The 23,916-nt window shown below is 54.5% G+C and carries 36 protein-coding genes; all 36 read left to right on the forward strand.

Annotation, left to right across the window (positions count from 1 at the left end):
- A partial coding sequence (locus tag J0X12_RS11630) for an EF-Tu C-terminal domain-related protein (protein WP_273543421.1) occupies nucleotides 1-679 on the forward strand: 679 nt, incomplete at its 5' end.
- A 57-nt stretch (nucleotides 680-736) separates the two neighbouring features.
- The gene (rpsJ, locus tag J0X12_RS11635; RefSeq protein ID WP_161315724.1) at nucleotides 737-1,051 is read left to right on the forward strand and encodes a 30S ribosomal protein S10; all 315 of its coding nucleotides are present in this window, start codon (nucleotides 737-739) and stop codon (nucleotides 1,049-1,051) included.
- 5 nt (nucleotides 1,052-1,056) lie between these two features.
- Nucleotides 1,057-1,821, forward strand: a complete 765-nt coding sequence (gene rplC / locus J0X12_RS11640; protein WP_207045900.1) for a 50S ribosomal protein L3 — start codon at nucleotides 1,057-1,059, stop codon at nucleotides 1,819-1,821.
- A 12-nt stretch (nucleotides 1,822-1,833) separates the two neighbouring features.
- Nucleotides 1,834-2,454 carry a 50S ribosomal protein L4 gene (gene rplD, locus J0X12_RS11645; protein WP_207045901.1) on the forward strand — a complete coding sequence of 207 codons (621 nt, stop codon included), beginning with the start codon at nucleotides 1,834-1,836 and terminating at the stop codon, nucleotides 2,452-2,454.
- Nucleotides 2,451-2,744: a 50S ribosomal protein L23 gene (locus J0X12_RS11650; RefSeq protein ID WP_207045903.1), complete on the forward strand. Its 294-nt coding sequence runs from the start codon at nucleotides 2,451-2,453 to the stop codon at nucleotides 2,742-2,744. Before rplD ends, J0X12_RS11650 begins: the two co-directional genes overlap by 4 nt.
- 3 nt (nucleotides 2,745-2,747) lie before the next feature.
- The gene (gene rplB, locus J0X12_RS11655) at nucleotides 2,748-3,584 is read left to right on the forward strand and encodes a 50S ribosomal protein L2 (RefSeq protein WP_207045905.1); all 837 of its coding nucleotides are present in this window, start codon (nucleotides 2,748-2,750) and stop codon (nucleotides 3,582-3,584) included.
- Between the two features lie 9 nt (nucleotides 3,585-3,593).
- Entirely contained in the window at nucleotides 3,594-3,872 is a 279-nt protein-coding gene (gene rpsS / locus J0X12_RS11660) for a 30S ribosomal protein S19 (RefSeq protein ID WP_207045907.1), read from the forward strand.
- 2 nt (nucleotides 3,873-3,874) lie between these two features.
- Entirely contained in the window at nucleotides 3,875-4,255 is a 381-nt protein-coding gene (gene rplV / locus J0X12_RS11665; protein WP_207045916.1) for a 50S ribosomal protein L22, read from the forward strand.
- The gene (gene rpsC / locus J0X12_RS11670) at nucleotides 4,255-4,965 is read left to right on the forward strand and encodes a 30S ribosomal protein S3 (RefSeq protein WP_207045918.1); all 711 of its coding nucleotides are present in this window, start codon (nucleotides 4,255-4,257) and stop codon (nucleotides 4,963-4,965) included. Before rplV ends, rpsC begins: the two co-directional genes overlap by 1 nt.
- 16 nt (nucleotides 4,966-4,981) lie before the next feature.
- Complete coding sequence (rplP, locus tag J0X12_RS11675) at nucleotides 4,982-5,401, forward strand: 50S ribosomal protein L16 (RefSeq protein WP_161315716.1); 420 nt, start codon at nucleotides 4,982-4,984, stop codon at nucleotides 5,399-5,401.
- Between the two features lie 2 nt (nucleotides 5,402-5,403).
- Entirely contained in the window at nucleotides 5,404-5,595 is a 192-nt protein-coding gene (gene rpmC / locus J0X12_RS11680) for a 50S ribosomal protein L29 (RefSeq protein WP_207045920.1), read from the forward strand.
- An 11-nt stretch (nucleotides 5,596-5,606) separates the two neighbouring features.
- Nucleotides 5,607-5,831 carry a 30S ribosomal protein S17 gene (rpsQ, locus tag J0X12_RS11685; protein ID WP_207045923.1) on the forward strand — a complete coding sequence of 75 codons (225 nt, stop codon included), beginning with the start codon at nucleotides 5,607-5,609 and terminating at the stop codon, nucleotides 5,829-5,831.
- Between the two features lie 47 nt (nucleotides 5,832-5,878).
- Nucleotides 5,879-6,247: a 50S ribosomal protein L14 gene (gene rplN / locus J0X12_RS11690; RefSeq protein ID WP_207045925.1), complete on the forward strand. Its 369-nt coding sequence runs from the start codon at nucleotides 5,879-5,881 to the stop codon at nucleotides 6,245-6,247.
- Nucleotides 6,247-6,570, forward strand: coding sequence for a 50S ribosomal protein L24 (rplX, locus tag J0X12_RS11695; RefSeq protein WP_207045927.1), 324 nt, complete (start codon nucleotides 6,247-6,249; stop codon nucleotides 6,568-6,570). Before rplN ends, rplX begins: the two co-directional genes overlap by 1 nt.
- A gap of 11 nt (nucleotides 6,571-6,581) precedes the next feature.
- Nucleotides 6,582-7,130 (forward strand): 50S ribosomal protein L5, encoded by a 549-nt coding sequence (gene rplE, locus J0X12_RS11700; RefSeq protein ID WP_207045929.1) that lies wholly within the window; start codon nucleotides 6,582-6,584, stop codon nucleotides 7,128-7,130.
- 18 nt (nucleotides 7,131-7,148) lie between these two features.
- Entirely contained in the window at nucleotides 7,149-7,454 is a 306-nt protein-coding gene (rpsN, locus tag J0X12_RS11705; protein WP_207045938.1) for a 30S ribosomal protein S14, read from the forward strand.
- A 12-nt stretch (nucleotides 7,455-7,466) separates the two neighbouring features.
- Entirely contained in the window at nucleotides 7,467-7,865 is a 399-nt protein-coding gene (gene rpsH, locus J0X12_RS11710) for a 30S ribosomal protein S8 (RefSeq protein WP_207045940.1), read from the forward strand.
- A gap of 8 nt (nucleotides 7,866-7,873) precedes the next feature.
- Nucleotides 7,874-8,407, forward strand: a complete 534-nt coding sequence (gene rplF / locus J0X12_RS11715; RefSeq protein ID WP_207045942.1) for a 50S ribosomal protein L6 — start codon at nucleotides 7,874-7,876, stop codon at nucleotides 8,405-8,407.
- 9 nt (nucleotides 8,408-8,416) lie between these two features.
- Nucleotides 8,417-8,779, forward strand: coding sequence for a 50S ribosomal protein L18 (gene rplR / locus J0X12_RS11720; protein WP_207045944.1), 363 nt, complete (start codon nucleotides 8,417-8,419; stop codon nucleotides 8,777-8,779).
- 11 nt (nucleotides 8,780-8,790) lie between these two features.
- Nucleotides 8,791-9,342, forward strand: coding sequence for a 30S ribosomal protein S5 (rpsE, locus tag J0X12_RS11725; RefSeq protein ID WP_207045947.1), 552 nt, complete (start codon nucleotides 8,791-8,793; stop codon nucleotides 9,340-9,342).
- Nucleotides 9,335-9,523, forward strand: a complete 189-nt coding sequence (gene rpmD, locus J0X12_RS11730) for a 50S ribosomal protein L30 (protein WP_207045949.1) — start codon at nucleotides 9,335-9,337, stop codon at nucleotides 9,521-9,523. Before rpsE ends, rpmD begins: the two co-directional genes overlap by 8 nt.
- Before the next feature lie 33 nt (nucleotides 9,524-9,556).
- Complete coding sequence (rplO, locus tag J0X12_RS11735) at nucleotides 9,557-10,036, forward strand: 50S ribosomal protein L15 (RefSeq protein WP_207045950.1); 480 nt, start codon at nucleotides 9,557-9,559, stop codon at nucleotides 10,034-10,036.
- 48 nt (nucleotides 10,037-10,084) lie between these two features.
- A complete protein-coding gene (gene secY, locus J0X12_RS11740) occupies nucleotides 10,085-11,431 on the forward strand; it encodes a preprotein translocase subunit SecY (protein WP_207045952.1) in 1,347 nt (448 codons plus the stop codon).
- Nucleotides 11,428-12,078: an adenylate kinase gene (locus tag J0X12_RS11745; RefSeq protein WP_207045954.1), complete on the forward strand. Its 651-nt coding sequence runs from the start codon at nucleotides 11,428-11,430 to the stop codon at nucleotides 12,076-12,078. The genes secY and J0X12_RS11745 overlap by 4 nt, the downstream gene beginning before the upstream one ends.
- Before the next feature lie 104 nt (nucleotides 12,079-12,182).
- A complete protein-coding gene (rpsM, locus tag J0X12_RS11750) occupies nucleotides 12,183-12,551 on the forward strand; it encodes a 30S ribosomal protein S13 (RefSeq protein ID WP_207045955.1) in 369 nt (122 codons plus the stop codon).
- Nucleotide 12,552: 1 nt separating this feature from the next.
- Complete coding sequence (gene rpsK / locus J0X12_RS11755; protein ID WP_207045960.1) at nucleotides 12,553-12,942, forward strand: 30S ribosomal protein S11; 390 nt, start codon at nucleotides 12,553-12,555, stop codon at nucleotides 12,940-12,942.
- A gap of 98 nt (nucleotides 12,943-13,040) precedes the next feature.
- Nucleotides 13,041-14,054, forward strand: a complete 1,014-nt coding sequence (locus tag J0X12_RS11760) for a DNA-directed RNA polymerase subunit alpha (protein ID WP_207045961.1) — start codon at nucleotides 13,041-13,043, stop codon at nucleotides 14,052-14,054.
- 30 nt (nucleotides 14,055-14,084) lie between these two features.
- Nucleotides 14,085-14,519: a 50S ribosomal protein L17 gene (gene rplQ, locus J0X12_RS11765; protein WP_207045962.1), complete on the forward strand. Its 435-nt coding sequence runs from the start codon at nucleotides 14,085-14,087 to the stop codon at nucleotides 14,517-14,519.
- A gap of 154 nt (nucleotides 14,520-14,673) precedes the next feature.
- Nucleotides 14,674-16,089, forward strand: a complete 1,416-nt coding sequence (locus J0X12_RS11770) for a DegQ family serine endoprotease (RefSeq protein WP_207045964.1) — start codon at nucleotides 14,674-14,676, stop codon at nucleotides 16,087-16,089.
- Nucleotides 16,086-17,402, forward strand: a complete 1,317-nt coding sequence (locus tag J0X12_RS11775; RefSeq protein WP_207045965.1) for a replication-associated recombination protein A — start codon at nucleotides 16,086-16,088, stop codon at nucleotides 17,400-17,402. Before J0X12_RS11770 ends, J0X12_RS11775 begins: the two co-directional genes overlap by 4 nt.
- Nucleotides 17,399-17,776 (forward strand): fluoride efflux transporter CrcB, encoded by a 378-nt coding sequence (gene crcB / locus J0X12_RS11780; RefSeq protein ID WP_353890843.1) that lies wholly within the window; start codon nucleotides 17,399-17,401, stop codon nucleotides 17,774-17,776. Before J0X12_RS11775 ends, crcB begins: the two co-directional genes overlap by 4 nt.
- Nucleotides 17,776-18,774 (forward strand): RluA family pseudouridine synthase, encoded by a 999-nt coding sequence (locus J0X12_RS11785; RefSeq protein ID WP_207045969.1) that lies wholly within the window; start codon nucleotides 17,776-17,778, stop codon nucleotides 18,772-18,774. The genes crcB and J0X12_RS11785 overlap by 1 nt, the downstream gene beginning before the upstream one ends.
- A gap of 387 nt (nucleotides 18,775-19,161) precedes the next feature.
- Nucleotides 19,162-20,835, forward strand: coding sequence for a 2-isopropylmalate synthase (gene leuA / locus J0X12_RS11790; RefSeq protein WP_207045971.1), 1,674 nt, complete (start codon nucleotides 19,162-19,164; stop codon nucleotides 20,833-20,835).
- A gap of 55 nt (nucleotides 20,836-20,890) precedes the next feature.
- Complete coding sequence (locus J0X12_RS11795; RefSeq protein ID WP_207045973.1) at nucleotides 20,891-21,571, forward strand: HAD-IA family hydrolase; 681 nt, start codon at nucleotides 20,891-20,893, stop codon at nucleotides 21,569-21,571.
- 89 nt (nucleotides 21,572-21,660) lie between these two features.
- A complete protein-coding gene (locus tag J0X12_RS11800; RefSeq protein ID WP_207045975.1) occupies nucleotides 21,661-22,362 on the forward strand; it encodes an ATP12 family chaperone protein in 702 nt (233 codons plus the stop codon).
- A 9-nt stretch (nucleotides 22,363-22,371) separates the two neighbouring features.
- Complete coding sequence (locus tag J0X12_RS11805; RefSeq protein WP_207045977.1) at nucleotides 22,372-23,904, forward strand: acyl-CoA carboxylase subunit beta; 1,533 nt, start codon at nucleotides 22,372-22,374, stop codon at nucleotides 23,902-23,904.
- Nucleotides 23,905-23,916 lie beyond the last annotated feature (12 nt).

The following is a 23,916-nucleotide window of genomic DNA, read 5'->3' on the forward strand; positions in this document are numbered from 1 at the left end:
CGGTGGTTCAGCGCTTGCGGCGCTTGAAGGCCGGGACGACGAGATTGGCAAGGAAGCGATCCTGAAGCTGATGGCGGCGGTTGACGAATACATCCCGCAGCCGGAGCGTCAGATTGACAAGCCGTTCCTGATGCCGATTGAGGACGTGTTCTCGATTTCGGGTCGTGGTACGGTTGTGACCGGACGTGTTGAAAGCGGCATTGTGAAGGTTGGTGAGGAAATCGAGATTGTCGGCATTCGCCCGACGACGAAGACGACCTGCACGGGCGTTGAGATGTTCCGCAAGCTGCTTGACCAGGGTCAGGCTGGCGACAACGTGGGTGTCCTGCTGCGTGGTACGAAGCGTGAAGATGTTGAGCGCGGCCAGGTTCTGGCGCATCCGGGCTCGATCACGCCGCATACGAAGTTCAAGGCTGAGGCCTACATCCTGACGAAGGAAGAGGGCGGTCGTCATACACCGTTCTTCACGAACTATCGTCCGCAGTTCTATTTCCGGACGACGGACGTGACGGGTGTTGTGTCGCTTCCTGAAGGCACGGAAATGGTGATGCCGGGTGATAACGTGACGATGGATGTCGAGTTGATCGCACCGATCGCCATGGATGAAGGCCTGCGCTTCGCAATTCGCGAAGGTGGCCGTACCGTCGGCGCCGGCGTCGTCGCATCCGTAACCGAATAAATTAATTCTGGCAGCCCTTCGGGGCTGCCTTGTTTCTCTTCTGGAGTGACCAGAGTAATGGAAAACCAAAATATCCGCATCCGCCTGAAAGCGTATGATCATCGTGTTCTTGATGCTTCAACAGGTGAAATTGTAAATACGGCCAAGCGCACTGGTGCTCAGGTTCGTGGACCTATTCCGCTGCCGACGCATATTGACAAATATACGGTCCTGCGCGGCCCGCATATTGACAAGAAGTCGCGGGAGCAGTTCGAAATCCGGACCCACAAGCGGCTTCTGGACATCGTTGAGCCGACGCCACAGACGGTGGACGCTCTCATGAAACTGGACCTCGCAGCTGGTGTCGATGTGTCCATCAAGTTATTGGGGTGATCGAAATGCGTAGTGGATTGATCGCAAAAAAACTGGGGATGACCCGGGTGTTCGCGGAAGATGGTACCCATATTCCGGTAACCGTTCTCGCCGTTGACAACTGTCAGGTTGTTGCTCACCGGACAACTGAAACGCATGGTTATAACGCGATGCAGCTCGGTGTTGGCAAGGCGAAGGTCAAAAACGTCAACAAGGCGTTGCGCGGCCATTTTGCCAAAGCCGAAGTTGAGCCGAAAATGAAACTGGCTGAATTTCGTGTCGGTGACGACGGATTTGTCGATGTCGGTGCAGAATTGACGGCAGATCACTTCGTGTCCGACCAGTTTGTCGATGTTGTCGGCACCAGTATCGGTAAAGGTTTTGCCGGTGCGATGAAGCGGCATAACTTTGGTGGTATGCGGGCGTCTCATGGTGTGTCTGTTTCGCATCGTGCACATGGTTCAACTGGCCAGTGTCAGGATCCGGGCAAAGTCTTCAAAGGAAAGAAGATGGCCGGTCACATGGGTGCAGCACGGGTAACGACGCAGAATTTGAAAGTGGTCTCTACAGATAAGGATCGCGGCCTGGTTCTCCTGAAAGGAGCCGTTCCTGGTTCCAAGGGATCCTGGGTTTATATTGCCGACGCAGTGAAAAAGCCGCGTCATGGCGATGCTCCCTATCCGGCCGCATTCGTAGCTAAAGGCGGAGCGTCGGAGTCGGTTGAAGAAACCGCCCCGGCAGATACACCTGTCGAAGAAACCTCCGCTGCCGATACGGCAACGGAAGAGTAAAGGACGGCTGAGATGAAGGTAAATGTAATTAACCTCGAGAATAAAAAAGCCGGCGATATTGAGCTGGCGGAAGAGGTCTTTGGCTTGGCTCCGCGTGCCGATCTGCTGCAGCGCATGGTGCGCTACCAGTTGGCAGGTCGTCGGGCTGGCACCCACAAGATCAAGGGTGTCGCGGAAGTTTCCGGTACCGGTCAGAAGCCGTTCAAGCAAAAAGGCACGGGTCGTGCCCGTCAGGGTCAGAAACGTGCTCCGCATCAGCGCGGCGGTGGTGTGGCCCATGGGCCGGTTGTTCGCAGTCACGCGCATGACCTGCCGAAGAAGGTTCGCAAGCTTGCGCTTAAAACAGCGCTTTCCACAAAGCACGCTGAAGGCAAGCTGATCATTGTGGATGAGCTGAAAGCCAAGGACATCAAGACCAAAGAAATGGCCGGAAAGTTCAAGGCGCTCGGTTGGGATTCGACCCTGATCGTAGATGGTTCGGAAATGGAAAAGAATTTTGCGCTTTCCACCCGCAACCTGCCAAGAGTGGACTTGCTGACGTCAAACGGCGCCAATGTCTATGACATTCTTCGCCGCGACACACTCGTGCTGACGAAAAGCGCAGTAGAAAGCCTGGAGGCTCGACTGAAATGAACCAGGAAAATCTATACGACATCCTGCTGGGCCCGGTTGTGACTGAGAAGTCGACGATGGGATCAGAGTTTAATCAGGTGACATTCCGTGTCGCACTGGATGCGACGAAACCTCAGATCAAGCAAGCAGTTGAAAAACTGTTTGATGTCAAGGTCACGAACGTAAACACCAACCGCGTCAAAGGTAAGGTTAAGCGTTTCCGGGGCCATGTTGGCAAACGGTCTGATTACAAGAAGGCAGTGGTGACCCTTGCCGAGGGTCAGGCCATCGATGTGACGGCGGGGATTTAAACTATGGCGTTGAAGAATTATAAACCGACTACTCCTGCGCAGCGTGGATTGATCCTTGTTGATCGGTCTGACCTGCATAAGGGAAAGCCGGTCAAGACCCTGACAGAAGGGTTGTCTGGAAAAGGCGGTCGCAATAATTATGGGCGGATCACGGCACGTCGTCGTGGTGGCGGGCACAAGCGGACCTACCGTATCGTAGACTTCAAGCGGAACAAGTTTGACGTCCCGGCAACGGTGGAACGGCTTGAGTATGACCCGAACCGGTCTGCCTTTATCGCATTGATCCGTTATGAAGATGGCGAGCAAGCCTACATCCTTGCGCCGCAGCGGATCTCCGCCGGTGATAAGGTGATTTCAGGCAAGAATGTCGATATCAAGCCGGGCAACGCGATGCCCATGAAGAACATGCCGGTCGGTACCATCATCCATAACGTGGAGATGAAGCCGGGCAAGGGTGGCCAGATGGCACGTGCCGCAGGTACCTATGTTCAGCTGATCGGCAAGGATGCAGGTTATGCCCAGCTTCGCCTGGCGTCTGGTGAACAGCGGATTGTCCCCGGCGAATGCATGGCAACGGTCGGTGCGGTATCCAACCCGGATCAGAAGAACATCAAATTGGCGAAGGCGGGACGGTCCCGTTGGCTCGGCAAGCGTCCGTCGGTTCGCGGCGTCGCGATGAACCCGGTGGATCATCCACATGGTGGTGGTGAAGGCCGGACTTCCGGTGGTCGCCATCCGGTATCTCCTTGGGGTGTACCGACAAAGGGTAAACGGACTCGTTCAAACAAGTCCACGGATAAAATGATTATGCGGCGCCGTCCGCTCAAGCGGAAGAAGTAGGAGCGCAACATGGCACGTTCTGTATGGAAAGGTCCTTTTGTCGACGGCTATCTGCTGAAGAAAGCGGAAGCTGCGCGCGAGGGCGGCAGAAAACAAGTAATCAAGACCTGGTCTCGCCGGTCAACCATTCTCCCGCAGTTTGTGGGGCTAACCTTTGGCGTATACAACGGCCAGAAGTTTGTTCCGGTGTTGGTGGATGAGGACATGGTGGGTCACAAGTTTGGGGAATTCTCTCCCTCACGGACATATTACGGCCACGCGGCTGATAAAAAGGCTCGGAGAAACTAATCATGGGTAAACCCTCACTCAAGCGGCAACTAAAAGACACGGAAGCGCGCGCCGTTGGCAATCGCATTCGTGTGAGCCCGCAGAAAATGAACCTGGTAGCCGGCCTCATTCGTGGCAAGTCCGCGGAAGCGGCACTGACCGAACTCAGCTTCTCCAAGCGGGGAATTGCACCGGAAGTTCGGAAAGTGTTGCAGTCCGCAATTGCTAATGCGGAAAACAACCATCAGCTGGACGTAGATCAGCTCTATGTCTCCGAAGCCTATGTCAGCAAGTCCCTGGTGATGAAGCGCATGCGGCCACGGGGGCGGGGGCGTTCCAGCCCGATCCTGAAACCTTTCAGCAATATCACGATTATTGTTCGTGAGCGCGAGGAGCAAGAGTAATGGGTCAAAAAGTAAATCCAATTGGCCTTCGGGTCGGCATTAACCGGACTTGGGATTCGCGTTGGTACGCCAAAGATGATTACGCCAAGCTGTTGCATGAAGATGTCCGCATCCGCGAATATCTTGAAAAACAGCTGGAGCAGGCGGGCATCAGCAAGATCGTGATTGAGCGTCCGGCCAAGAAGGCCCGGATCACCATTCATTCCGCGCGTCCCGGCGTTATCATTGGTAAGAAGGGTGCAGACATTGAAAAGCTGCGGTCTGCGATTGCCAAGATGACAAACTCCGAAGTGCATTTGAATATCGTCGAAGTCCGCAAGCCGGAAATCGATGCGAAGCTTGTCGCCGAGAATATCGGTCAGCAGCTGGCACGCCGTGTCTCTTATCGTCGGGCAATGAAGCGGGCTGTTCAGTCGGCGTTGCGTCTCGGTGCGGAAGGTATCCGGATCAACTGTGCCGGCCGGCTGGGCGGTGCAGAAATTGCCCGGACAGAATGGTATCGTGAAGGTCGGGTGCCGCTGCATACGCTTCGCGCGAACATTGACTATGGAACCGCATCGTCTTTGACCACTTATGGGATCATCGGGATCAAGGTCTGGATCTATAAAGGCGAGATTCTTGAGCACGATCCAATGGCTCAGGACAAACTTGCAGAAAAACAACAGGCTGGTGGCCGCCCTGCGGGTCGTCCCGGCGCCCGTCGGAATTAAGTAAAGGGGTGATGTCATGCTTCAACCGAAGCGCACAAAATTTCGTAAAGCGCATAAAGGGCGCTTGAAGGGAGTCGCAACTTCAGGTACAACGCTGAACTTCGGCGCCTATGGCCTGAAAGCTGTTGAGCCCGGACGTATTACCGCACGGCAAATCGAGGCGACTCGACGTGCAGTAACACGCCATATCAAACGTGCTGGACGTGTCTGGATTCGTATATTCCCGGATGTGCCTGTATCCAAAAAACCAACCGAAGTTCGGATGGGTAAGGGTAAGGGCTCACCGGAATATTGGATGGTTCGTGTTCAGCCTGGAAAAATTATGTTCGAACTTGACGGTGTCCCGCTCGAAATCGCTCGTGAAGCGTTCGAGAGGGGCTCGGCGAAATTGCCGATTAAAACCCGTTTCGTGACCCGCATAGGTGAAGGAAATTGACCATGAAAGCACAGGATTTACTGGGCAAAACGGCTGATGAACTAAAGGCGGAACTGCTTCAACTGAAAAAGGAGCAGTTTAATTTGCGCTTTCAGAAAGCCAGTGGCCAATTGGAGAATACGGCGCGCCAACGCCAGGTGCGGCGGGATATCGCCCGCATTAAAACGGTGATGTCAGCTAGCGCTGCGTCTTAGGAGAGAAAACGATGCCAAAGCGTATCCTGCAAGGAACAGTTGTCAGCGACAAGAATAACCAGACTGTCGTTGTCAAAGTCGAGCGTCAAGTGATGCATCGGCTATATAAGAAATACATAGGCCAGTCGAAAAAGTACCACGCCCATGACGAGAAGAATCAGTTCAAGGTAGGCGATACAGTCCGTATTCAGGAATGTGCGCCCTATTCGAAACTGAAGCGTTGGGAAGTTCTTTAAGCGTCGCTTAAGTAAACAGTGTTGATACCAAACGAAGGTAAACGACTATGATTCAAATGCAAACCAACCTGGAGGTCGCCGATAATTCCGGTGCAAGGCAGGTGCAGTGCATTAAAGTTTTGGGTGGTTCAAAACGGAAAACCGCTTCCATCGGAGACGTGATTGTTGTCTCCGTGAAAGAAGCGATTCCGCGCGGCCGCGTCAAAAAAGGTGACGTTCAGAGAGCTGTCATCGTGCGCACAAAGAAAGAAATTCGCCGCGCTGACGGATCGGCAATTCGCTTCGATTCCAACGCCGCTGTCTTGATTAACAAGCAGGGCGAGCCCGTCGGGACCCGTATTTTCGGCCCGGTGACACGTGAACTCAGAAGCAAGAATTACATGAAAATTATCTCTCTTGCGCCGGAGGTTCTCTAATGGCTGAAAAATTCGCAGTGAAAAAGGGCGACAAGGTTGTTGTCCTCACGGGCAAGGATAAGGGCCGTACTGGTGAGGTTCTGAGCGTTCTTCGCAAGGACCGTCGTGTGCTTGTTTCCGGCATCAACATGGTGAAACGCCATACGAAACCGAGCCAGGCAGACCAGGGTGGCATCGTCGAGAAAGAAGCGACGATCCATATCTCCAATATTGCCCTGCAGGATCCGAAAGACGGCAAGGCAACCCGTGTTGGCTACAAAAATCTTGATGACGGCCGGAAAGTTCGCTTCGCCAAGCGCTCCGGCGAAGTCATTGATATATAGAGGGCAGTTCGATGACGACGCCAAGACTTAAGAAATTTTACAATGAAGAGCTGCGTAAGCAGCTCCAGGAAAAATTCGCCTACGCCAACGAGATGCAGATTCCAAAACTGGAAAAGATTGTCATCAATGTTGGGTGCGGGGAAGCGGTTGCCGATTCGAAGAAAATCAAATCGGTAGAGAGTGAACTGGCTAAGATCTCCGGTCAGAAGCCAGTTGTCACGACCGCCAAGAAATCCGTCGCGACCTTCAAATTGCGTGAAGGAATGCCGATCGGAGCGAAGGTGACGCTGCGCAAGAACCAGATGTATGAGTTTCTTGACCGGCTAATCAATATCGCGCTCCCGCGTGTTCGGGATTTCCGCGGTGTTTCTGAAAAGAGTTTTGACGGCCGGGGCAACTATGCCATGGGCCTGAAGGAACAAATGGTCTTCCCGGAAATCCATTACGATGATGTTGTGGATGTACGGGGAATGGATATCGTAATCTGTACGACAGCCAAAACCGACGCAGAAGCGCGTGAGCTTCTGAGTGGTTTCAGCATGCCGTTCAAGATTAATTGATCCAAGGAGTTAATTGAAATGGCTAAGAAAAGTGCTGTCGAGAGAGACCTGAAGCGCCGCCGTTTGGTCGAGAAATACGAAGCCAAGCGTGCAGAGCTGAAGTCGATCAGCAAGAACGAGGAATTGCCGCAGGAAGAACGTTTCGCTGCGCGGCTTAAGCTGGCGGAACTACCGCGGAATTCTTCCAAGACCCGTGTCCGCAATCGTTGTGAACTGACAGGTCGTCCGCGCGGTGTATACCGTAAACTGAAACTTTCCCGTATTGGCCTGCGCGACATGGCGTCCAATGGTCAAATTCCGGGCATGGTTAAATCGAGCTGGTAGGGAGATACAGAAATGTCATTAAGTGATCCCCTCGGCGATATGCTGACCCGTATCCGTAATGGTCAGCGGGCCATGAAAAGCTCCATCAAGAGCCCGTCGTCTAAATTGCGGCTGAGTGTGCTGGAAGCGCTGAAGCGTGAAGGTTACATTCGCGGCTATGAAGTGGCAGAGCCGGAAAAAGGCAAGCCGGAAGTTACCATTGAACTGAAATATTATCAGGGCAAGGGCGTGATCGAGCATGTCAGCCGGGTGTCGAAGCCTGGTCGTCGGGTTTATACCGGCGTGAAGGACCTGCCGACCATCCGTAACGGACTGGGTGTAGCCATTCTTTCCACCCCTAGCGGTGTTTTGTCAGACAATGAGGCACGTGATGCCCATGTCGGTGGCGAAGTACTGTGTAAGTTGTATTAGGAGGTATCATGTCTCGAATTGGAAAACATCCGGTGACGATTCCTTCTGGTGTGGATGTCCAGCTCTCCGGTAGTGATGTAACAGTCAAAGGCAGCAAGGGCGTGATGAGCATGACCTTTGTTGATGAAGTTGTTGTCAGCCGTGAAGATGACAAGATCTGGGTCAAGCCGCGCACAGACAATATCCGTGGCCGTCAGATGTGGGGACTGCAGCGGACGTTGCTGAACAACCTGGTAGAAGGTGTCTCTAATGGGTTCACCAAAACGCTGGAAGTTGTTGGCGTTGGTTACCGTGCCGCGGTACAGGGCAAGACATTGAAGCTGAACCTCGGTTTCAGCCATGATGTCGATTTCCCGATCCCGGACGGAATTGAGATCAAATGTCCACAGCCGACGACGATTGAGATTTCGGGCGCCGACAAGCAGCGGGTTGGCCAGGTAGCGGCCGTTATCCGTTCTTACCGGAAGCCAGAGCCCTACAAGGGCAAGGGTGTCAAATATGCGGACGAATATATCTTCCGCAAAGAAGGCAAGAAGAAGTAGGAACCGACCATGGCAAACTCAAAAGAATTGTTCGACCGCCGTCGGCGGAGAAATCGGACCCAGCTTCGCAAGGTGTCTTCAGGCCGTCCGCGGCTGTCAGTGCACCGTACGCTACAGCAGATTTATGTTCAGGTTATTGACGATGCTGCAGGCAAGACTCTCGCGTCTGCCTCCAGCCTCGAAAAGGACCTGCGCAACACGCTGAAAAGCGGCGGTAACAAGGAAGCCGCTGCCGCTATCGGCAAGTTGATTGCCGAGCGGGCCATCAAGGCTGGCGTCAAGGAAGTCGCGTTCGATCGCGGCGGTTACAAATATCATGGCCGGGTCAAAGCCCTTGCCGATGCTGCCCGTGAGGGCGGCTTGTCCTTCTAGGGGAATTGACGATGTTGAGACCTGATCAAAACGAAAAAGGCGATTCAGAATTCGTCGATAAGCTGGTTTACATTAACCGTGTGGCCAAGGTTGTAAAAGGTGGCCGTCGGTTCGGCTTTGCCGCACTGGTTGTCGCCGGTGACCAGAAGGGCCGCGTTGGCTACGGTCACGGTAAGGCCCGTGAAGTACCGGAAGCCATTCGCAAGGCGACTGAAGCCGCGAAACGCAACATGGTGCGGGTGCCGCTCCGTGAAGGCCGGACGCTGCATCATGACGTACAGGGACGCTTCGGTGCGGGCCGTGTGGTTCTTCGTTCAGCACCTGCTGGTACCGGTATTATCGCCGGTGGTCCGATGCGTGCCGTTTTCGAGACCCTGGGCGTGCAGGATGTGGTGACGAAGTCCATCGGGACATCCAACCCTTACAACATGGTCAAGGCGACGTTCGAAGCTCTGAAAGCGATGAACTCCCCTAGAATGATTGCGGCGAAACGCGGCAAGAAGGTCTCCGAGGTAGTGGGTCGCCGTGGCGCCGATGCAGGAAAGGAAAAGGTCGATGGCTAAATCAACGATCAAAGTCACCCAGACGGGTAGCCCGATCGGCCGCCCGAAAAACCAGCGGGCGACGTTGGTTGGATTGGGTCTGAATAAAATGCACCGCACGGTAGAGGTAGAAGACACCGACGCCGTGCGCGGTATGATCCGCAAGGTGAATCACCTGGTACAGGTTGACGAGTCCAAATAGGACCCGAACCGGTCTGATTAAGGAATATTGAACATGCGTTTAAATCAACTAGCCGACAACGAAGGCAGCACCAAGAATCGGATGCGCGTCGGTCGGGGTATCGGTTCCGGCAAGGGCAAAACTTCCGGATCCGGCCAGAAGGGTCAGAAATCACGTTCCGGCGTTGCCATCAAGGGATTTGAAGGCGGCCAGATGTCGATCTACCGCCGGCTGCCGAAACGCGGCTTTAAAAATATCTTCAGCAAGAACTTTGCTGTCGCTAACATCGGTCGGGTACAGACGGCAATTGACGCCGGCAAGCTGGACCCGAAACAGACGATTACGGCAGAGCTGCTGCAGCAGGCCGGTGTTGTCGGAAAAATCGGTGATGGCGTTCGTCTCCTTGCAAAGGGTGAATTGAAGGCCAAAGTTAACTTCGAGGTTGCTGGTGCGTCGAAATCCGCACTTGAAGCAGTCGAGAAGGCCGGCGGCAAAGTCACTCTTCTGGCGGCAAAAGCGGCAACAAGCGAGTAAATACATCGGCGGGGCGGTTTGAAGCCGTACCTTCGGGAGAATTTTTAAATGGCGTCAGCAGCAGAGCAAATGGCTTCCACCATGAGTTTCGGTGCCTTTTCCAAGGCAACGGAACTCAAGAAGCGTTTATGGTTCACGCTCTTTGCCCTGATCGTTTACCGGATCGGGACCTATATTCCAATTCCCGGTGTCGATCCGACGATCCTGGCTGACGTCTTTGCGCAGAATTCCGGGGGCATCCTCGGAATGTTTGACGTTTTTGCGGGCGGTGCCCTCGGCCGCATGACGATTTTTGCGCTTAACATCATGCCCTATATCTCGGCGTCGATTATCATGCAGCTGATGACGTCGATTTCGCCGCAGATGGCCCAACTTAAGAAAGAGGGCGAGGCCGGACGCAAGAAGATCAATCAGTATACGCGCTATGGCACGGTTTTGCTGGCGGCATTGCAGGGTTACGGTATTGCCGCAGGTATTGAAGGGCTGACATTGTCCAACGGACAGTCGGCTGTTATCGATCCGGGCATGCATTTCCGTATGATCACGGTGGTAACGCTTGTTTCCGGTACCGTTTTCCTGATGTGGCTGGGTGAGCAGATAACGGCGCGCGGCGTCGGTAATGGTATCTCGCTGATTATTTTTGCCGGAATTGTTGCGGAATTGCCAAGTGCGCTTGTCGGGACATTGGAACTCGGCCGGACTGGTGCGTTGTCAACTTTTGTTATTTTGCTGCTCCTGGTTATGGCGGTTGCGGTCATCGCGTTCATCGTCTTTATGGAGCGGGCGCAGCGGCGGATCCTGATTCAGTACCCAAAGCGTCAGCGCGGCAACAAGACCTATGGTGGCCAGAATTCGCATTTGCCGCTCAAACTGAACACGGCGGGCGTTATTCCTCCGATTTTCGCCTCCTCGCTGTTGCTGATGCCGACGACGGTCGCAAGCTTTAGCGCCGGTTCCGGTCCGGATTGGCTGAACAGCCTGACAGCGATGCTGGGTCATGGGCAGCCGATCTATCTGATGCTATACATCGCGGGGATCGTGTTCTTCTGCTTTTTCTATACGGCAGTCGTATTCAATCCTGATGATACGGCGGATAACCTGAAGAAGCATGGCGGCTTCGTGCCGGGTATTCGTCCCGGAAAACGGACGTCGGAATATCTAGATTACGTACTGACGAGATTGACGGTAGTCGGCGCAGCATATCTTTCTCTGGTTTGTATCCTGCCGGAAATTCTCGTCTCTCAATGGGCCGTTCCTTTTTACTTCGGCGGAACTTCCCTCTTGATCGTGGTGTCTGTCACCATGGATACGGTGGCGCAGATTCAAAGCCATCTTGTCGCCCATCAGTATGAAGGGCTGATCAAAAAGTCAAAGCTCGGGGGACGGCGTAAATGATTTTGATTCTTTTGGGGCCACCAGGTGCCGGGAAAGGAACCCAGGCACAGCGGTTGCAGGACAAGCATGGCTTGGTGCAGCTCTCAACGGGGGATATGTTGCGGGCGGCTGTTGCTGCGGGAACGGAAGTCGGTAAAAAGGCCAAGGCTGTGATGGAGCGGGGCGAGCTTGTGTCCGACGACATCATGACGGGAATCATTTCAGATCGACTGGATCAGCCGGATTGCAAGAACGGCGTGATTCTGGACGGTTTTCCGCGGACTGAAGCGCAAGCCGAAGCACTGGATAGGATGCTGGCTGAAAAAGGCCTCAAGCTGAATGCCGTTATTGAGATGAAAACCGACGACGACATTCTGGTCGAACGGATCACGGGTCGCTATACTTGCGCGAACTGTGGCGCCGGATACCATGATATATTCCTGAAACCGAAGGTCGAGGGAGTTTGCGATAAATGCGGTGGCACCGAGTTTACCCGCCGCAGCGACGATAATGCCGAGACGGTAAAGTCTCGGCTCACAGCCTATCATGAGCAGACGGCTCCCTTGCTCCCGTATTACCGGGGCAAAGGTATCCTGAAGCAGGTCGATGGCATGGCTGGTATTGATGAAGTGACAGCAGAAATAGAAGCGGCCCTGCCGACAATCTAAACTGTTGACTAGGTAACACAAAATTATATAATCGCGCGCTTCTCAGGAGGCGCTTGAGATAACCGGGTCAGGACGACCCGTTTTGGTGATGAGGAGAGACTAGCGTGGCTCGTATTGCTGGTGTAAATATTCCGACGAATAAGCGGGTATTGATTGCACTGACCTATATTCATGGAATTGGCCCTGCAAAGGCTAAAGAAATCTGCACGACCGTCGGACTGGCGCCGGAAGTGCGTGTGAACGCGCTCAGCGACGCTGAAGTTGTGAAGATTCGCGAGACCATTGACAACGACCATATCGTTGAAGGTGATCTGCGCCGTCAAACCTCAATGAATATTAAGCGTCTGATGGATCTTGGTTGTTACCGTGGCCTGCGCCATCGTCGTGGCCTGCCGGTCCGTGGTCAGCGTACCCATACCAACGCCCGCACCCGTAAAGGTCCGGCCAAAGCTATCGCTGGAAAGAAGAAGTAACATGGCACGTGAGAAGACACGCGTTAAACGCCGCGAACGTAAAAACATTATTTCAGGTGTCGCACATGTAAGCGCCTCCTTCAATAATACGAAGATCATGATCACAGACGCCCAGGGCAACGCCATCGCCTGGTCATCGGCGGGATCACAGGGCTTTAAAGGGTCACGTAAATCGACTCCGTTTGCCGCACAGATTGCTGCGGAAGACGCGGGTAAAAAGGCCATGGATCATGGTATGAAAACCCTTGAAGTAGAAGTCAAGGGTCCTGGTTCCGGGCGCGAATCGGCGTTGCGGGCATTACAGTCAGTGGGCTTCAATATCACGTCAATCCGTGATGTGTCTCCCATTCCGCACAATGGATGCCGTCCGCCAAAACGCCGCCGCGTTTAACGGATTAATGCATATCGATACGGGCCTAGTGCCTGTATTGCTATTTGTCTAGATGTCGCAGGTCCAAGGTGGGCCTGCAAAACTATGAGGTCAATACCGTGATTCAGCAAAACTGGAAAGATCTGATCCAGGCGAACCTCTCCGTAGAGCCGGGTGAGCAGAGCGATCGGGAAGCCACGATTATTGCGGAACCTTTGGAAAGAGGGTTTGGTTTGACATTGGGCAACGCGCTTCGTCGCGTTTTGCTGTCGAGCCTTCAGGGCGCCGCCATCACGTCCATTCAAATCGATAATGTTTTGCATGAATTTTCCTCGATCGCCGGTGTGCGCGAGGATGTGACGGATATCGTTCTGAACCTGAAAACACTGGCCATCCGGGCGCATTCCGATGGCCCGAAGCGCATGGTGCTGAAAGCTTCAGGTCCGTGCGAAGTAACAGCTGGCATGATCGAAACCGGCCCGGATATCGAGATTATGGATCCGGACCTGGTTCTCATGACCCTGGATGACGGTGCCTCCATCTCTATGGAGATGAATGTCGACACCGGCAAGGGCTATGTACCGGGCGTCAATAATCATCCGGAAGATGCGCCGATCGGGTTGATCCCGATGGACAGCCTCTATAGCCCGGTTCGCAAGGTTAGCTACAAGGTCGAAGCGGCCCGCGAAGGGCAGGTTCTTGACTATGATAAGCTGACGTTGAAGGTGGAAACCAACGGCACAGTATCTCCCGAAGACGCGGTGGCATTTGCTGCGCGTATTCTGCAGGAGCAGTTCCAGCTCTTCGTGAACTTCGATGAGCCGGAAGAAGTTGTCGTCAAGGAAGAAAGCCAGGAACCTGAATTCAACAGGAACCTGCTTCGCAAGGTCGATGAACTTGAACTTTCCGTTCGGTCGGCGAACTGCCTGAAGAACGACAACATCGTCTATATCGGTGATCTCATCCAGAAGACCGAAGCGGAAATGCTGCGGACCCCGAACTTCGGCCGCAAGAGCTTGAACGAGATCAAGGAAGTTCTGGCACAGATGGGCCTCCATCTCGGCATGGAAGTGCCGAACTGGCCGCCGGAAAATATTGAAGACATGGCCAAACGGCTGGAAGAACCTTTTTAGAACAGCAACACTCGCTGTGGAGTAAGAAAAATGCGGCATCGTAAATCCGGGCGTAAGCTCAACAGATCATCTGCTCATCGTAAGGCGATGTTTGCCAATATGGCAGCATCCCTGATCAAGCATGAGCAAATCCAGACGACACTGCCTAAGGCGAAGGAACTGCGTCCTATCGTCGAAAAGCTGATTACGCTTGGCAAGCGCGGCGGTCTTCATGCACGTCGGCAAGCTTTGGCTGAGCTGCATGAGAAATCGGCAGTCGACAAGCTCTTCTCTACGCTGAGTGAGCGGTATGCGGAACGCAACGGCGGATATACCCGTGTCCTGAAGGCGGGTTTCCGTACAGGCGACGCGGCCCCGATGGGCGTTATCGAGCTGGTTGAACGGGACGTGGATGCCAAGGGACAGGATTCCGGTCCAGACCAGAACGCAGATATGGACGAATTAGAAGCGGAAGCCGTTGCGTAAGACGGCTCCACTATAGAATTGAAAAAGGCAGTCCCCGGGGCTGCCTTTTTTTTCGGCTAGGTGCCCGGCAGGCTGACAACGGCTTGAAAAACACGCTAGTATGGGCATCTATACAGAGACATAGCGTACATCACTAGAATCCGGTTTTACACGAATGAACAGATATTTCCGGCAACTGACATCCGGTATTTTCCTGGCCGTCTTGGTTGCAGCAGGCGCTCCCGCCCAGGCTGAGGATGTGGTCCCCCAGAACCAGGCGCAAATCATGCTCTCCTTCGCCCCGCTGGTTAAGAAGGCTGTGCCTGCGGTTGTCAATATATTCACCAAGACCCGCGTGACCCAGAGCCGGCCCAGCCTGTTTGATGACCCATTCTTTAAGCGCTTCTTTGGTCATAATTTCGGGCCACAGCGTCAGCGGCAACATATCCAGAATTCACTGGGTTCAGGGGTGCTGGTGGACGGCGAGGGTGTCATCGTTACCAATTATCATGTTGTCAACGGGGCCGATGAGATTACGGTGGCGCTTTCCGACCGCCGTGAGTTTGATGCGCGCGTGATTATTTCGGATGAACGGACCGACCTAGCGGTCCTGAAAATAGATGTGGAGGGGGAACGGCTCCCGTTTCTGGAGTTTGCTGATTCCGATACCCTTGAAATCGGTGATCTTGTTATCGCCATTGGCAACCCGTTCGGGGTTGGACAGACAGTGACCAGCGGTATCATCTCCGCTCTTGATCGAAGTGCGGGCGTCGCCAATGATATCCAGTCCTTTATCCAGACGGATGCCGCGATTAACCCGGGAAATTCCGGCGGCGCACTCCTGACAATGGAAGGAAAGATTGCCGGCATAAATTCGGCGATTTTCAGCAAAAGTGGCGGCTCCCTCGGTATTGGGTTTGCCATTCCCGCCAATCTGGTGAAAGCCGTGCTCACGAATGGCCTTGCAACAGGTAAGGTCGTGCGCCCCTGGCTTGGTGCAAGCGGGCAAGAAATCACGAGTGATGTCGCCGATGGCCTCGGCCTTGAAAAGCCGGGCGGCGTCCTGGTCAATCGCATCCATCCAAACAGTGCGGCTTATCAGGCCGGCCTGCGTGTCGGTGACGTAATTATCTCGATTGATGATAAAGAGGTTTTGAACCCGGAAACATTGCTCTTTCGGGTAGCCGCCAGTCCTCTCGGCAAGACGGCACGTCTTGGGGTCTATCGGGACGGGACACGGACAACAATTGAGATGGAACTGCAGCCGGCGCCCGAAATTCCGGCACGAGCCATAGAGACATTGACCGGACGCCACCCCCTGTCAGGATCAGTGGTCGGCAACCTGTCGCCGGCTTACGCACTTGAACTGGGGCTTGCCGCTTTCTCGGAAGGGGTTGTTGTCGCCGGTACAATTAAGGGGAGCGTTGCCGAAAGGTATGGTCTGCGACCAAGAGATATTCTGGTCCGGGTCAACGGCGAAAAAATCACGAATATCGAACAGGCGAAAAAAGTCCTTGAGGCGGCACAGGGAAGCTGGCAAATCGCTATCCGGAGGAACGGCCGGACATTGTCTTTCAAGGTTAGTTTATGACCAGCCTGTTCGATACGGGCCTGCCGGAGGCAAGTCCCGACAGGCCGCTCGCAGATCGTCTGCGCCCGTCACGTCTTGATGAAGTCGTTGGCCAGGATCATCTGCTGAAAAAGGATGCGCCCCTAAAACGTATGCTCGATGGGGGTTGGCTCGCGTCGATTATCTTCTGGGGACCGCCGGGGTCGGGCAAGACGACCATCGCGAGACTTCTTGCGAAAGAAGTGAATATGCATTTTGAGCAGATTTCCGCCGTCTTTTCTGGTGTGGCAGATCTGCGAAAAGCCTTTGACGCCGCGAAAATGCGCCGGCAGGACGGCAAGAGGACCCTTCTGTTCGTCGACGAGATCCATCGCTTCAATCGTTCGCAGCAGGATGGTTTCCTGCCCTTTGTCGAGGATGGCACGATCACCTTGATCGGGGCAACGACCGAGAATCCCTCGTTTGAACTGAACGGCGCCTTGCTCTCGCGCTGTCAGGTCCTGGTCCTCAATCGCCATGATGAGGCGTCCCTTCGCGTCCTGATGGACCGGGCTGAGGAATTAGAGGAACGGCCAGTCCCTCTCGATGACGCGGCGAAGACGGCGTTGGTACAGCTTGCTGACGGGGATGGCCGCTTTTTCCTGAATATGGTCGAGGCTGTTTTCCATTCCGGTGAGGAAATGCTTGATCCAGACGCGTTATCGCAGGTGATCTCAAAACGTGCGCCCGCCTATGACAAGGACCGTGACGGTCATTATAACCTGATCAGCGCGCTGCATAAGTCGCTGCGTGGTTCGGACGTGGATGCGGCGCTGTACTGGTTCTCGCGCATGATGGATGGCGGGGAGGATCCGTTCTATATTGCGCGTCGGCTTGTCCGTTTTGCGGTCGAGGATATCGGCATGGCGGACCCGAATGCGCTGGTGCAGGCCAATGCCGCAAAGGAGGCGTATCAGTTTCTTGGCTCCCCGGAAGGGGATCTCGCCATTGCACAATCGGTTATCTATCTCGCCACCGCGCCGAAATCGAACGCTGCCTATCGTGCCTTTAAGCAGTCAAAGCAGGCGGCGCGCAAGCATGGCTCCCACATGCCGCCCAAGCATATCCTGAACGCGCCGACGGGCATGATGAAGGATATGGGCTATGGCAAGGATTACGCCTATGATCATGACGCGGAAGACGGATTTTCGGGCCAGAGTTATTTTCCCGATGAAATGAAGCGCGAGCAGTATTATTCTCCGGTTGAGCGCGGGTTTGAGCGCGATATAAAGAAGCGCCTTGAATATTGGGCGCGGCTGAGGGCGGAGAGACGGGGCGGAAAGACGGACAAATGAATATGTTTCTATCAGTAGCGATTGGCGGTGCGCTTGGCGCCTGCGCGCGGTATGGCGTGGCTCAGGTGATGCTGCGTCAGCTGGGGCCGGGCTACCCTTACGGAACCTTGTTCGTCAATATTGTCGGTTCCTTCCTGATTGGGGTATTGATCGAGGTCATCGCACTGCGCTGGTCGCCCTCGCCGGAGCTTCGGGTCTTCCTGGTAACTGGGTTTCTGGGCGGCTTTACAACTTTTTCTGCTTTCTCCCTGGATGTCGCCTTGATGGTGCAAAAGGGAGAGACATTGTCAGCGGCGAGTTATGTCCTGATGTCCGTCCTGCTTTCGGTCGCGGGGCTTTTCGCAGGTCTGCATTTAATAAAGGCGGTATTGTAATGAGTCGGGTACAGCATCTGATTGTCACTGAGGATGAAGCGGACCAGCGGCTTGATCGCTGGTTCAAGGCGCATTTTCCGGGCCTTACCCATGGGCAGCTGGAAAAGCATCTCAGAAAAGGCGATATCCGCGTCGACAAGAAACGATCCAAGGCAAATGACCGCCTGGAGGCTGGACAGACCGTAAGGGTGCCTCCATTGCCGGATGATATCTACAAGCCGGTGCAGGCAGGGGGTGCCCGCCCGCCGGAGTCCGAGAAACTCTCGGATCGGGATGTGGCGGACATTCGGCAAATGATCCTGCATATGGACGACTCGGTGATTGTACTGAACAAGCCGGCGGGTCTGCCGGTTCAGGGCGGCAGTGGCCAGAAGCGGCATATTGATGGCCTGCTGGAGGGGCTGCGGTTCGATTATCCGGAAAAGCCACGCCTCGTGCATCGACTGGACAAAGATACGTCCGGTGTACTCGTGCTCGGTCGGACGCGTCAGGCGGCGAAGCATCTGGCAGAAGCGTTCAAGCGCCGGACAACGCGGAAGATATACTGGGCCTTGCTTGCCGGAGTGCCAAAGCCACGCGAAGGGACGATCAGTTACAATCTGGCCAAGATCGTCACGTCGAACGGCGAAAAGGTAGTTGTCGATCGGGAAGGGCAGAAGGCGATTACCGATTACTCCGTTGTTGAACTGGCGGCACAGAAGGCAGCTTGGGTCACGTTCAAACCACTTACCGGGAGGACGCATCAACTTCGTGTTCATGCCGTGGCGCTTGGCACACCGATCGTCGGGGATGGCAAATATGGCGGCCCGGAGGCTTTTCTCGACGGGATCGTCAGCAAGAAAATGCATCTGCATGCGCGGGAGATTACCATATCCCATCCCGATGGCGATGACCTGACGGTCAGTGCACCGTTGGATCGACATATGGCTGAGAGCTGGAAACTTTTCGGATTTCACGAAAATGACTATGAAGATCCGTTTCTGGATATGGGCCTGTAGGGCCACGGGTGGGATATTTCCCGCTTTTGGCTTGACTAATGACTTTGAATCGCTAGATTTTCACGCATGACAATTTCGAACCGACTATTGAGCCTACGACTTATTGGCCCGGCACTCTGAACTTGGTGCCGGGGCGAAAGCTGTCCTATTCTCAAATTTGTCGGGTAAACGAATGTATGCAACGAAGACCTCCGGGTCGCCCATCTCTGAAAATTTAAACGGTTTACGGCAGGAAGAGTATCTTGGCTCCTCCGGGGGGCTCTCTCGACTTCCTTGCGGTCGTACGGGTAGGCGCGGCACCCGGCGACCGTATGCAGGCTGCATTAAACCGACTATAAAATGAAATTGAGGCGCCCAGCGTCCAAAGCGATACAAGAGGAATTCAACATGACTTTCACACCCGGCGAAAAATACAAGCCCTTCGCGCCGATTGATTTACCGGACCGACAATGGCCGACAAAGGTCATCGAAAAAGCACCGATCTGGTGCAGCGTGGATTTGCGGGATGGGAACCAGGCCCTGATCGAGCCAATGGGGCATGAGCGCAAGCTCCGCATGTTCCGCCATCTGGTCGAGCTCGGTTTCAAGGAGATCGAGGTTGGTTTCCCGTCGGCTTCGCAGACGGACTTTGATTTTGTCCGCTTCCTGATCGAGGAAGGCGAGATTCCGGATGACGTAAAAATCCAGGTCCTGACCCAAGCGCGCGAAGAGCTGATCCGTCGTACCTTTGAGAGCATCAAAGGGGCGAAACAGGCCATCGTCCATCTGTATAACTCGACCTCCACCCTTCAGCGCCGGGTGGTGTTCGATCTCGATAAGGTCGGGATCAAGCAGATCGCGATTGAAGGCGCGAAGCTGGTCCGGCAACTTGCCGATGAAATGCCGGAAACGCATATCCAGATGGAATATTCGCCGGAAAGCTTTACCCAGACGGAACTCGATTATGCCTGCGAGGTATGTGCGGCGGTAATGAAGATCTGGAAGCCGACGGTCGACAACAAGATCATCATCAACCTGCCGGCGACGGTTGAGGTTGCCAGCGCTAATATATATGCAGACCAGATCGAATGGATGCACCGTAACCTGCCGGACCGGGACAAGGTACTCCTGAGTCTGCATCCCCATAACGACCGTGGTACGGGCGTTGCGGCCGCGGAATTCGGTATCATGGCCGGTGCGGATCGGGTGGAAGGCACCTTATTTGGTAATGGCGAGCGGACAGGCAATGTCGATGTGGTCAATATTGCCATGAATATGTACACCCAAGGCGTCGATCCGAAGCTGGACTTTAGCGACATCAACGAGGTTGTCCGGACGGTTGAATATTGTAACCAGCTGCCGGTGCATCCGCGGCATCCTTATGGCGGAGATCTTGTCTTCACGGCTTTCTCCGGATCGCATCAGGACGCGATTAAGAAGGGGTTCGGCGCGATGAAGAAATCCAATGATCCGCTCTGGGCAATTCCCTATCTGCCGATTGATCCGGCGGACCTCGGCCGGAACTATGATGCGGTAATCCGGGTCAACAGCCAGTCGGGCAAGGGCGGTGTCGCCTACCTGCTGGAAGAGGACTATGGCATAGAGCTTCCGCGGCTTTTGCAGGTTGAATTCAGCAAGGTTGTGCAGGGCGTGACCGATGCGACGGGCAAGGAACTCTCCTCGGCGACAATCTACGAGATCTTCGAGAATGAATATCTCAACGCCAAGGGGGATATCGAGTTTATCGATCATCATACAACGGTGGACACCCACGCCTCCGAGCGGCGCAAACTGGTCGCGACGATCCGCGAAAAGGGTAAGGAACGCACAGTCGAAGGTATTGGGACAGGGCCGATAGACGCCTATATGTCGGCGCTCAAGCAGGCCTATGGTTTTGATCTCAAGGTCAATGACTACCGGGAACATACAACCGGCTTCGGCTCTGATGCCGTGGCGGTCGCCTATGTTGAAATGCGCGATGATAACGGTGAGCCGATCTTCGGCGTTGGCCGACATGCAAATATCGTAACGGCCTCACTCAAGGCGATTACAAGCGCGGTCAACCGTTCCAAAAACCAATAGAGCAATTGGGGCCGGTGATTCTTCATCGGCCCGTTTTGTCAAGCAGCAGGTATAAATGACGAATTCGACTCCTGATATCCTGGTAGTCTTCGATTGCGATGGCACGCTGGTGGATAGTGCACATAATGTCATTGCCTGCATGCGAACAGCATTTGAAGAAACCGGGCTGCCCGTGCCGACGGACCTGGACATCCGCCGGTCCATCGGTCTAAATCCTGACGTCGCGGTGCGCCATCTTGCGCGTGAGCCACTGAGCGATTCACATCTGGAGCAGATTGTCACTGGTTATAAAACGGCGTTTTTTCATCGCCGGCTTCGCGTAGATCATCACGAGCCTCTGTTCGAGGGCGTGCGGGAGATTCTGGAGAATCTTGCAAGCCGGAAAATCGCCATGGCGGTGGCTACGGGAAAATCCATGCGGGGCGTGAACGCCGTGATCACGCAACATGGCCTTGACGGGTATTTCGGCTCCCTGCAGACCCCGGATCACAACCCCGGGAAACCACATCCCCAGATGCTTGAAAAGGCGATGGCGGTAGCCTGTACGAAGCCGGAGCAGACTTATATGATCGGCGATACCAGTTTCGATATGATGCTTGCGAAAAATGCCGGCTGCCGGGGCGTTGGTGTGACCTGGGGCTATCATGATGAGGCGGAACTGCTGGAGAGCGGGGCGGAGACTCTTATCAATCGTTTCGAGGAACTGCTGGAAATCATTGAGACGCACCGGGAGTAGTTCAAAAATTCAAGTCTGAACTTGCTTTTTCTCGCGTAATCTCTATAAACCAAACGACTGTTAGGTTGAGGGCGCGAATACGGGTAGGGATGAAACGCTTTTACAAAAAAGTGACGGCAGAAGAAGAGGGCGGAGCTTACTCCGTTCTGCTTGATGGGCGGGTGATCAAGACACCGGCGAAGGCGCATTTGCGCTTGCCAACCCATGCCCTTGCAGAAGCCATCGCTGAAGAGTGGGACGCGCAGGAAACAGAAATCCGTCCCTCGAAAATGCCCTTGATGCAAGCTGCCGCAACGGCCATAGACCGGGTTACACCGCAGCGGGATAAAGTTGTTGACGAAATCTCGAACTTTGGCGAAACGGATCTGGTCTGCTACCGGGCAACCTATCCAACGAGTCTGGTTGCGAAGCAGTCAGCGGCCTGGGATCCGATGCTGAGCTGGATCGAGGCACGGCATCAGGTGACCTTGAAGGTCTGCCAGGGCGTGATGCATATTCCACAGCCACCTGAAGCACTTGAGAAAATGCGATCGGTGGTCGCAGCGCAAAATGACATGACGCTTGCGCCCCTTCACAATATTACCTCATTATGTGGGTCTCTGGTGATCGCGCTGGCGGCACTGGATGGCCATATTACCGCAGAGAAAGCCTTCGAGATCAGTGAACTTGACGAAACCCACGTCATGGAGTTCTGGGGGGCGGATGCGGAAGCTGTTAACCGACGAAATAAAAACAAGGAAAGCCTGGCGGCAAGCGTGCGCTTTCTAAAATTAAGCGGCATTATTACCTGAGGAGGGGACATGCAGGATATCATTCAGCAGCTTGAAGAAAAGCGGGCAAAGGCGCGGCTTGGCGGTGGTCAGAAGCGGATCGACTCGCAACATAGCAAGGGAAAACTTACCGCGCGCGAACGGATCAGCCTGCTCCTTGACGAAGGTTCCTTCGAAGAATGGGATATGTTCGTCGAGCATCGCTGCGTCGATTTCGGCATGCAGGAAGAAACGGTCATTGGTGATGGCGTCATCACCGGACACGGCACGATCAACGGCAAGCTGGTGTTTGTTTTCAGTCAGGACTTCACGGTTTTTGGAGGTTCCCTCTCCGAATATCATGCCAAGAAAATCTGCAAGATCATGGACAAGGCTGTTCAGGTTGGCGCACCGGTCATTGGCCTGAATGATTCCGGCGGGGCCCGTATTCAGGAAGGAATCGATAGCCTTGCAGGGTATGCCGAAGTGTTCCAGCGCAATGTGATGGCGTCCGGCGTCGTCCCGCAAATCTCGGTCATCATGGGCCCCTGCGCAGGCGGTGCGGTGTATTCCCCGGCGATGACAGACTTCATCTTCATGGTGCGCGACAGTTCCTACATGTTCGTGACAGGCCCGGATGTGGTGAAGACGGTGACCAACGAGACCGTGACGGCGGAAGAACTCGGCGGCGCAAGCACACATACCAGCAAGTCTTCCGTTGCGGATAACGCCTATGATAACGACATGGAAGTGCTGACGGAAGTCCGCCGTCTTGTCGACTTCCTTCCTTCCAGCAATCTTGAATCCTCGCCCGTTCGTGAGACCTTTGACAATCCGAACCGCAAGGAAGAATCGCTCAATACGCTGGTCCCGGCCAACCCCAACAAGCCCTATGATATGATGGAGCTGGTGGAAAAGCTGGTCGATGAGGGAGACTTCTTCGAAATCCAACCGAACTTCGCGAAGAACATCATCACCGGTTTTGGCCGGATGGAGGGGCAGACCGTCGGTATCGTTGCCAACCAGCCGATGGTTCTGGCCGGATGTCTGGATATCGACAGTTCCAAGAAGGCGGCGCGCTTCGTCCGCTTCTGCGACTGCTTCAATATCCCGATCGTGACGCTTGTCGACGTTCCCGGCTTCCTGCCCGGCACGTCGCAGGAATATGGCGGTATTATCAAGCATGGCGCGAAGCTGCTCTATGCCTATGCCGAGGCAACGGTGCCGAAAGTCACCGTCATTACCCGCAAAGCCTATGGCGGGGCGTATGACGTGATGGCGTCCAAACACTTACGCGGGGATGTCAATTACGCGTGGCCATCCGCGGAAATCGCGGTGATGGGCTCCAAGGGGGCTGTTGAGATTATTTTCCGTTCCGAAATTGGCGATGAGGAGAAAATCCAAAAACGTACCGATGAATATCAGGCACGTTTCGCCAACCCGTTCGTCGCTGGCCATCGCGGCTTTATCGATGACGTGATCATGCCGAACAACACCCGGCACCGGATCACCACATCGCTCCGCATGCTGAAAAACAAACAACTGGAAAATCCGTGGAAAAAACACGGCAATATTCCGCTATAGGGTCGAAGGTAG

The sequence above is a fragment of the Sneathiella sedimenti genome, assembly GCF_017313765.1.
Classification (GTDB): Bacteria; Pseudomonadota; Alphaproteobacteria; order Sneathiellales; family Sneathiellaceae; genus Sneathiella; species Sneathiella sedimenti.

Bases quoted from the DNA above. Each gene is read 5' to 3' on its own strand.
- rplX (WP_207045927.1), top strand. From the start codon at position 6,247: ATGGCTGAAAAATTCGCAGTGAAAAAGGGCGACAAGGTTGTTGTCCTC.
- rplR (WP_207045944.1), top strand. From the start codon at position 8,417: ATGGCAAACTCAAAAGAATTGTTCGACCGCCGTCGGCGGAGAAATCGG.
- rplN (WP_207045925.1), top strand. From the start codon at position 5,879: ATGATTCAAATGCAAACCAACCTGGAGGTCGCCGATAATTCCGGTGCA.
- rpsQ (WP_207045923.1), top strand. From the start codon at position 5,607: ATGCCAAAGCGTATCCTGCAAGGAACAGTTGTCAGCGACAAGAATAAC.
- J0X12_RS11800 (WP_207045975.1), top strand. From the start codon at position 21,661: ATGAAACGCTTTTACAAAAAAGTGACGGCAGAAGAAGAGGGCGGAGCT.
- rpsE (WP_207045947.1), top strand. From the start codon at position 8,791: ATGTTGAGACCTGATCAAAACGAAAAAGGCGATTCAGAATTCGTCGAT.
- crcB (WP_353890843.1), top strand. From the start codon at position 17,399: ATGAATATGTTTCTATCAGTAGCGATTGGCGGTGCGCTTGGCGCCTGC.
- J0X12_RS11650 (WP_207045903.1), top strand. From the start codon at position 2,451: ATGAACCAGGAAAATCTATACGACATCCTGCTGGGCCCGGTTGTGACT.
- rpsC (WP_207045918.1), top strand. From the start codon at position 4,255: ATGGGTCAAAAAGTAAATCCAATTGGCCTTCGGGTCGGCATTAACCGG.
- J0X12_RS11795 (WP_207045973.1), top strand. From the start codon at position 20,891: ATGACGAATTCGACTCCTGATATCCTGGTAGTCTTCGATTGCGATGGC.
- rplE (WP_207045929.1), top strand. From the start codon at position 6,582: ATGACGACGCCAAGACTTAAGAAATTTTACAATGAAGAGCTGCGTAAG.
- secY (WP_207045952.1), top strand. From the start codon at position 10,085: ATGGCGTCAGCAGCAGAGCAAATGGCTTCCACCATGAGTTTCGGTGCC.
- rpsS (WP_207045907.1), top strand. From the start codon at position 3,594: ATGGCACGTTCTGTATGGAAAGGTCCTTTTGTCGACGGCTATCTGCTG.
- J0X12_RS11785 (WP_207045969.1), top strand. From the start codon at position 17,776: ATGAGTCGGGTACAGCATCTGATTGTCACTGAGGATGAAGCGGACCAG.
- rplB (WP_207045905.1), top strand. From the start codon at position 2,748: ATGGCGTTGAAGAATTATAAACCGACTACTCCTGCGCAGCGTGGATTG.
- rplO (WP_207045950.1), top strand. From the start codon at position 9,557: ATGCGTTTAAATCAACTAGCCGACAACGAAGGCAGCACCAAGAATCGG.
- J0X12_RS11805 (WP_207045977.1), top strand. From the start codon at position 22,372: ATGCAGGATATCATTCAGCAGCTTGAAGAAAAGCGGGCAAAGGCGCGG.
- J0X12_RS11770 (WP_207045964.1), top strand. From the start codon at position 14,674: ATGAACAGATATTTCCGGCAACTGACATCCGGTATTTTCCTGGCCGTC.
- J0X12_RS11745 (WP_207045954.1), top strand. From the start codon at position 11,428: ATGATTTTGATTCTTTTGGGGCCACCAGGTGCCGGGAAAGGAACCCAG.
- rplD (WP_207045901.1), top strand. From the start codon at position 1,834: ATGAAGGTAAATGTAATTAACCTCGAGAATAAAAAAGCCGGCGATATT.
- rpsN (WP_207045938.1), top strand. From the start codon at position 7,149: ATGGCTAAGAAAAGTGCTGTCGAGAGAGACCTGAAGCGCCGCCGTTTG.
- J0X12_RS11775 (WP_207045965.1), top strand. From the start codon at position 16,086: ATGACCAGCCTGTTCGATACGGGCCTGCCGGAGGCAAGTCCCGACAGG.
- rplP (WP_161315716.1), top strand. From the start codon at position 4,982: ATGCTTCAACCGAAGCGCACAAAATTTCGTAAAGCGCATAAAGGGCGC.
- rpmC (WP_207045920.1), top strand. From the start codon at position 5,404: ATGAAAGCACAGGATTTACTGGGCAAAACGGCTGATGAACTAAAGGCG.
- rplQ (WP_207045962.1), top strand. From the start codon at position 14,085: ATGCGGCATCGTAAATCCGGGCGTAAGCTCAACAGATCATCTGCTCAT.
- rpsJ (WP_161315724.1), top strand. From the start codon at position 737: ATGGAAAACCAAAATATCCGCATCCGCCTGAAAGCGTATGATCATCGT.
- rplC (WP_207045900.1), top strand. From the start codon at position 1,057: ATGCGTAGTGGATTGATCGCAAAAAAACTGGGGATGACCCGGGTGTTC.
- rplF (WP_207045942.1), top strand. From the start codon at position 7,874: ATGTCTCGAATTGGAAAACATCCGGTGACGATTCCTTCTGGTGTGGAT.
- rpsH (WP_207045940.1), top strand. From the start codon at position 7,467: ATGTCATTAAGTGATCCCCTCGGCGATATGCTGACCCGTATCCGTAAT.
- rplV (WP_207045916.1), top strand. From the start codon at position 3,875: ATGGGTAAACCCTCACTCAAGCGGCAACTAAAAGACACGGAAGCGCGC.
- rpmD (WP_207045949.1), top strand. From the start codon at position 9,335: ATGGCTAAATCAACGATCAAAGTCACCCAGACGGGTAGCCCGATCGGC.
- leuA (WP_207045971.1), top strand. From the start codon at position 19,162: ATGACTTTCACACCCGGCGAAAAATACAAGCCCTTCGCGCCGATTGAT.
- rpsK (WP_207045960.1), top strand. From the start codon at position 12,553: ATGGCACGTGAGAAGACACGCGTTAAACGCCGCGAACGTAAAAACATT.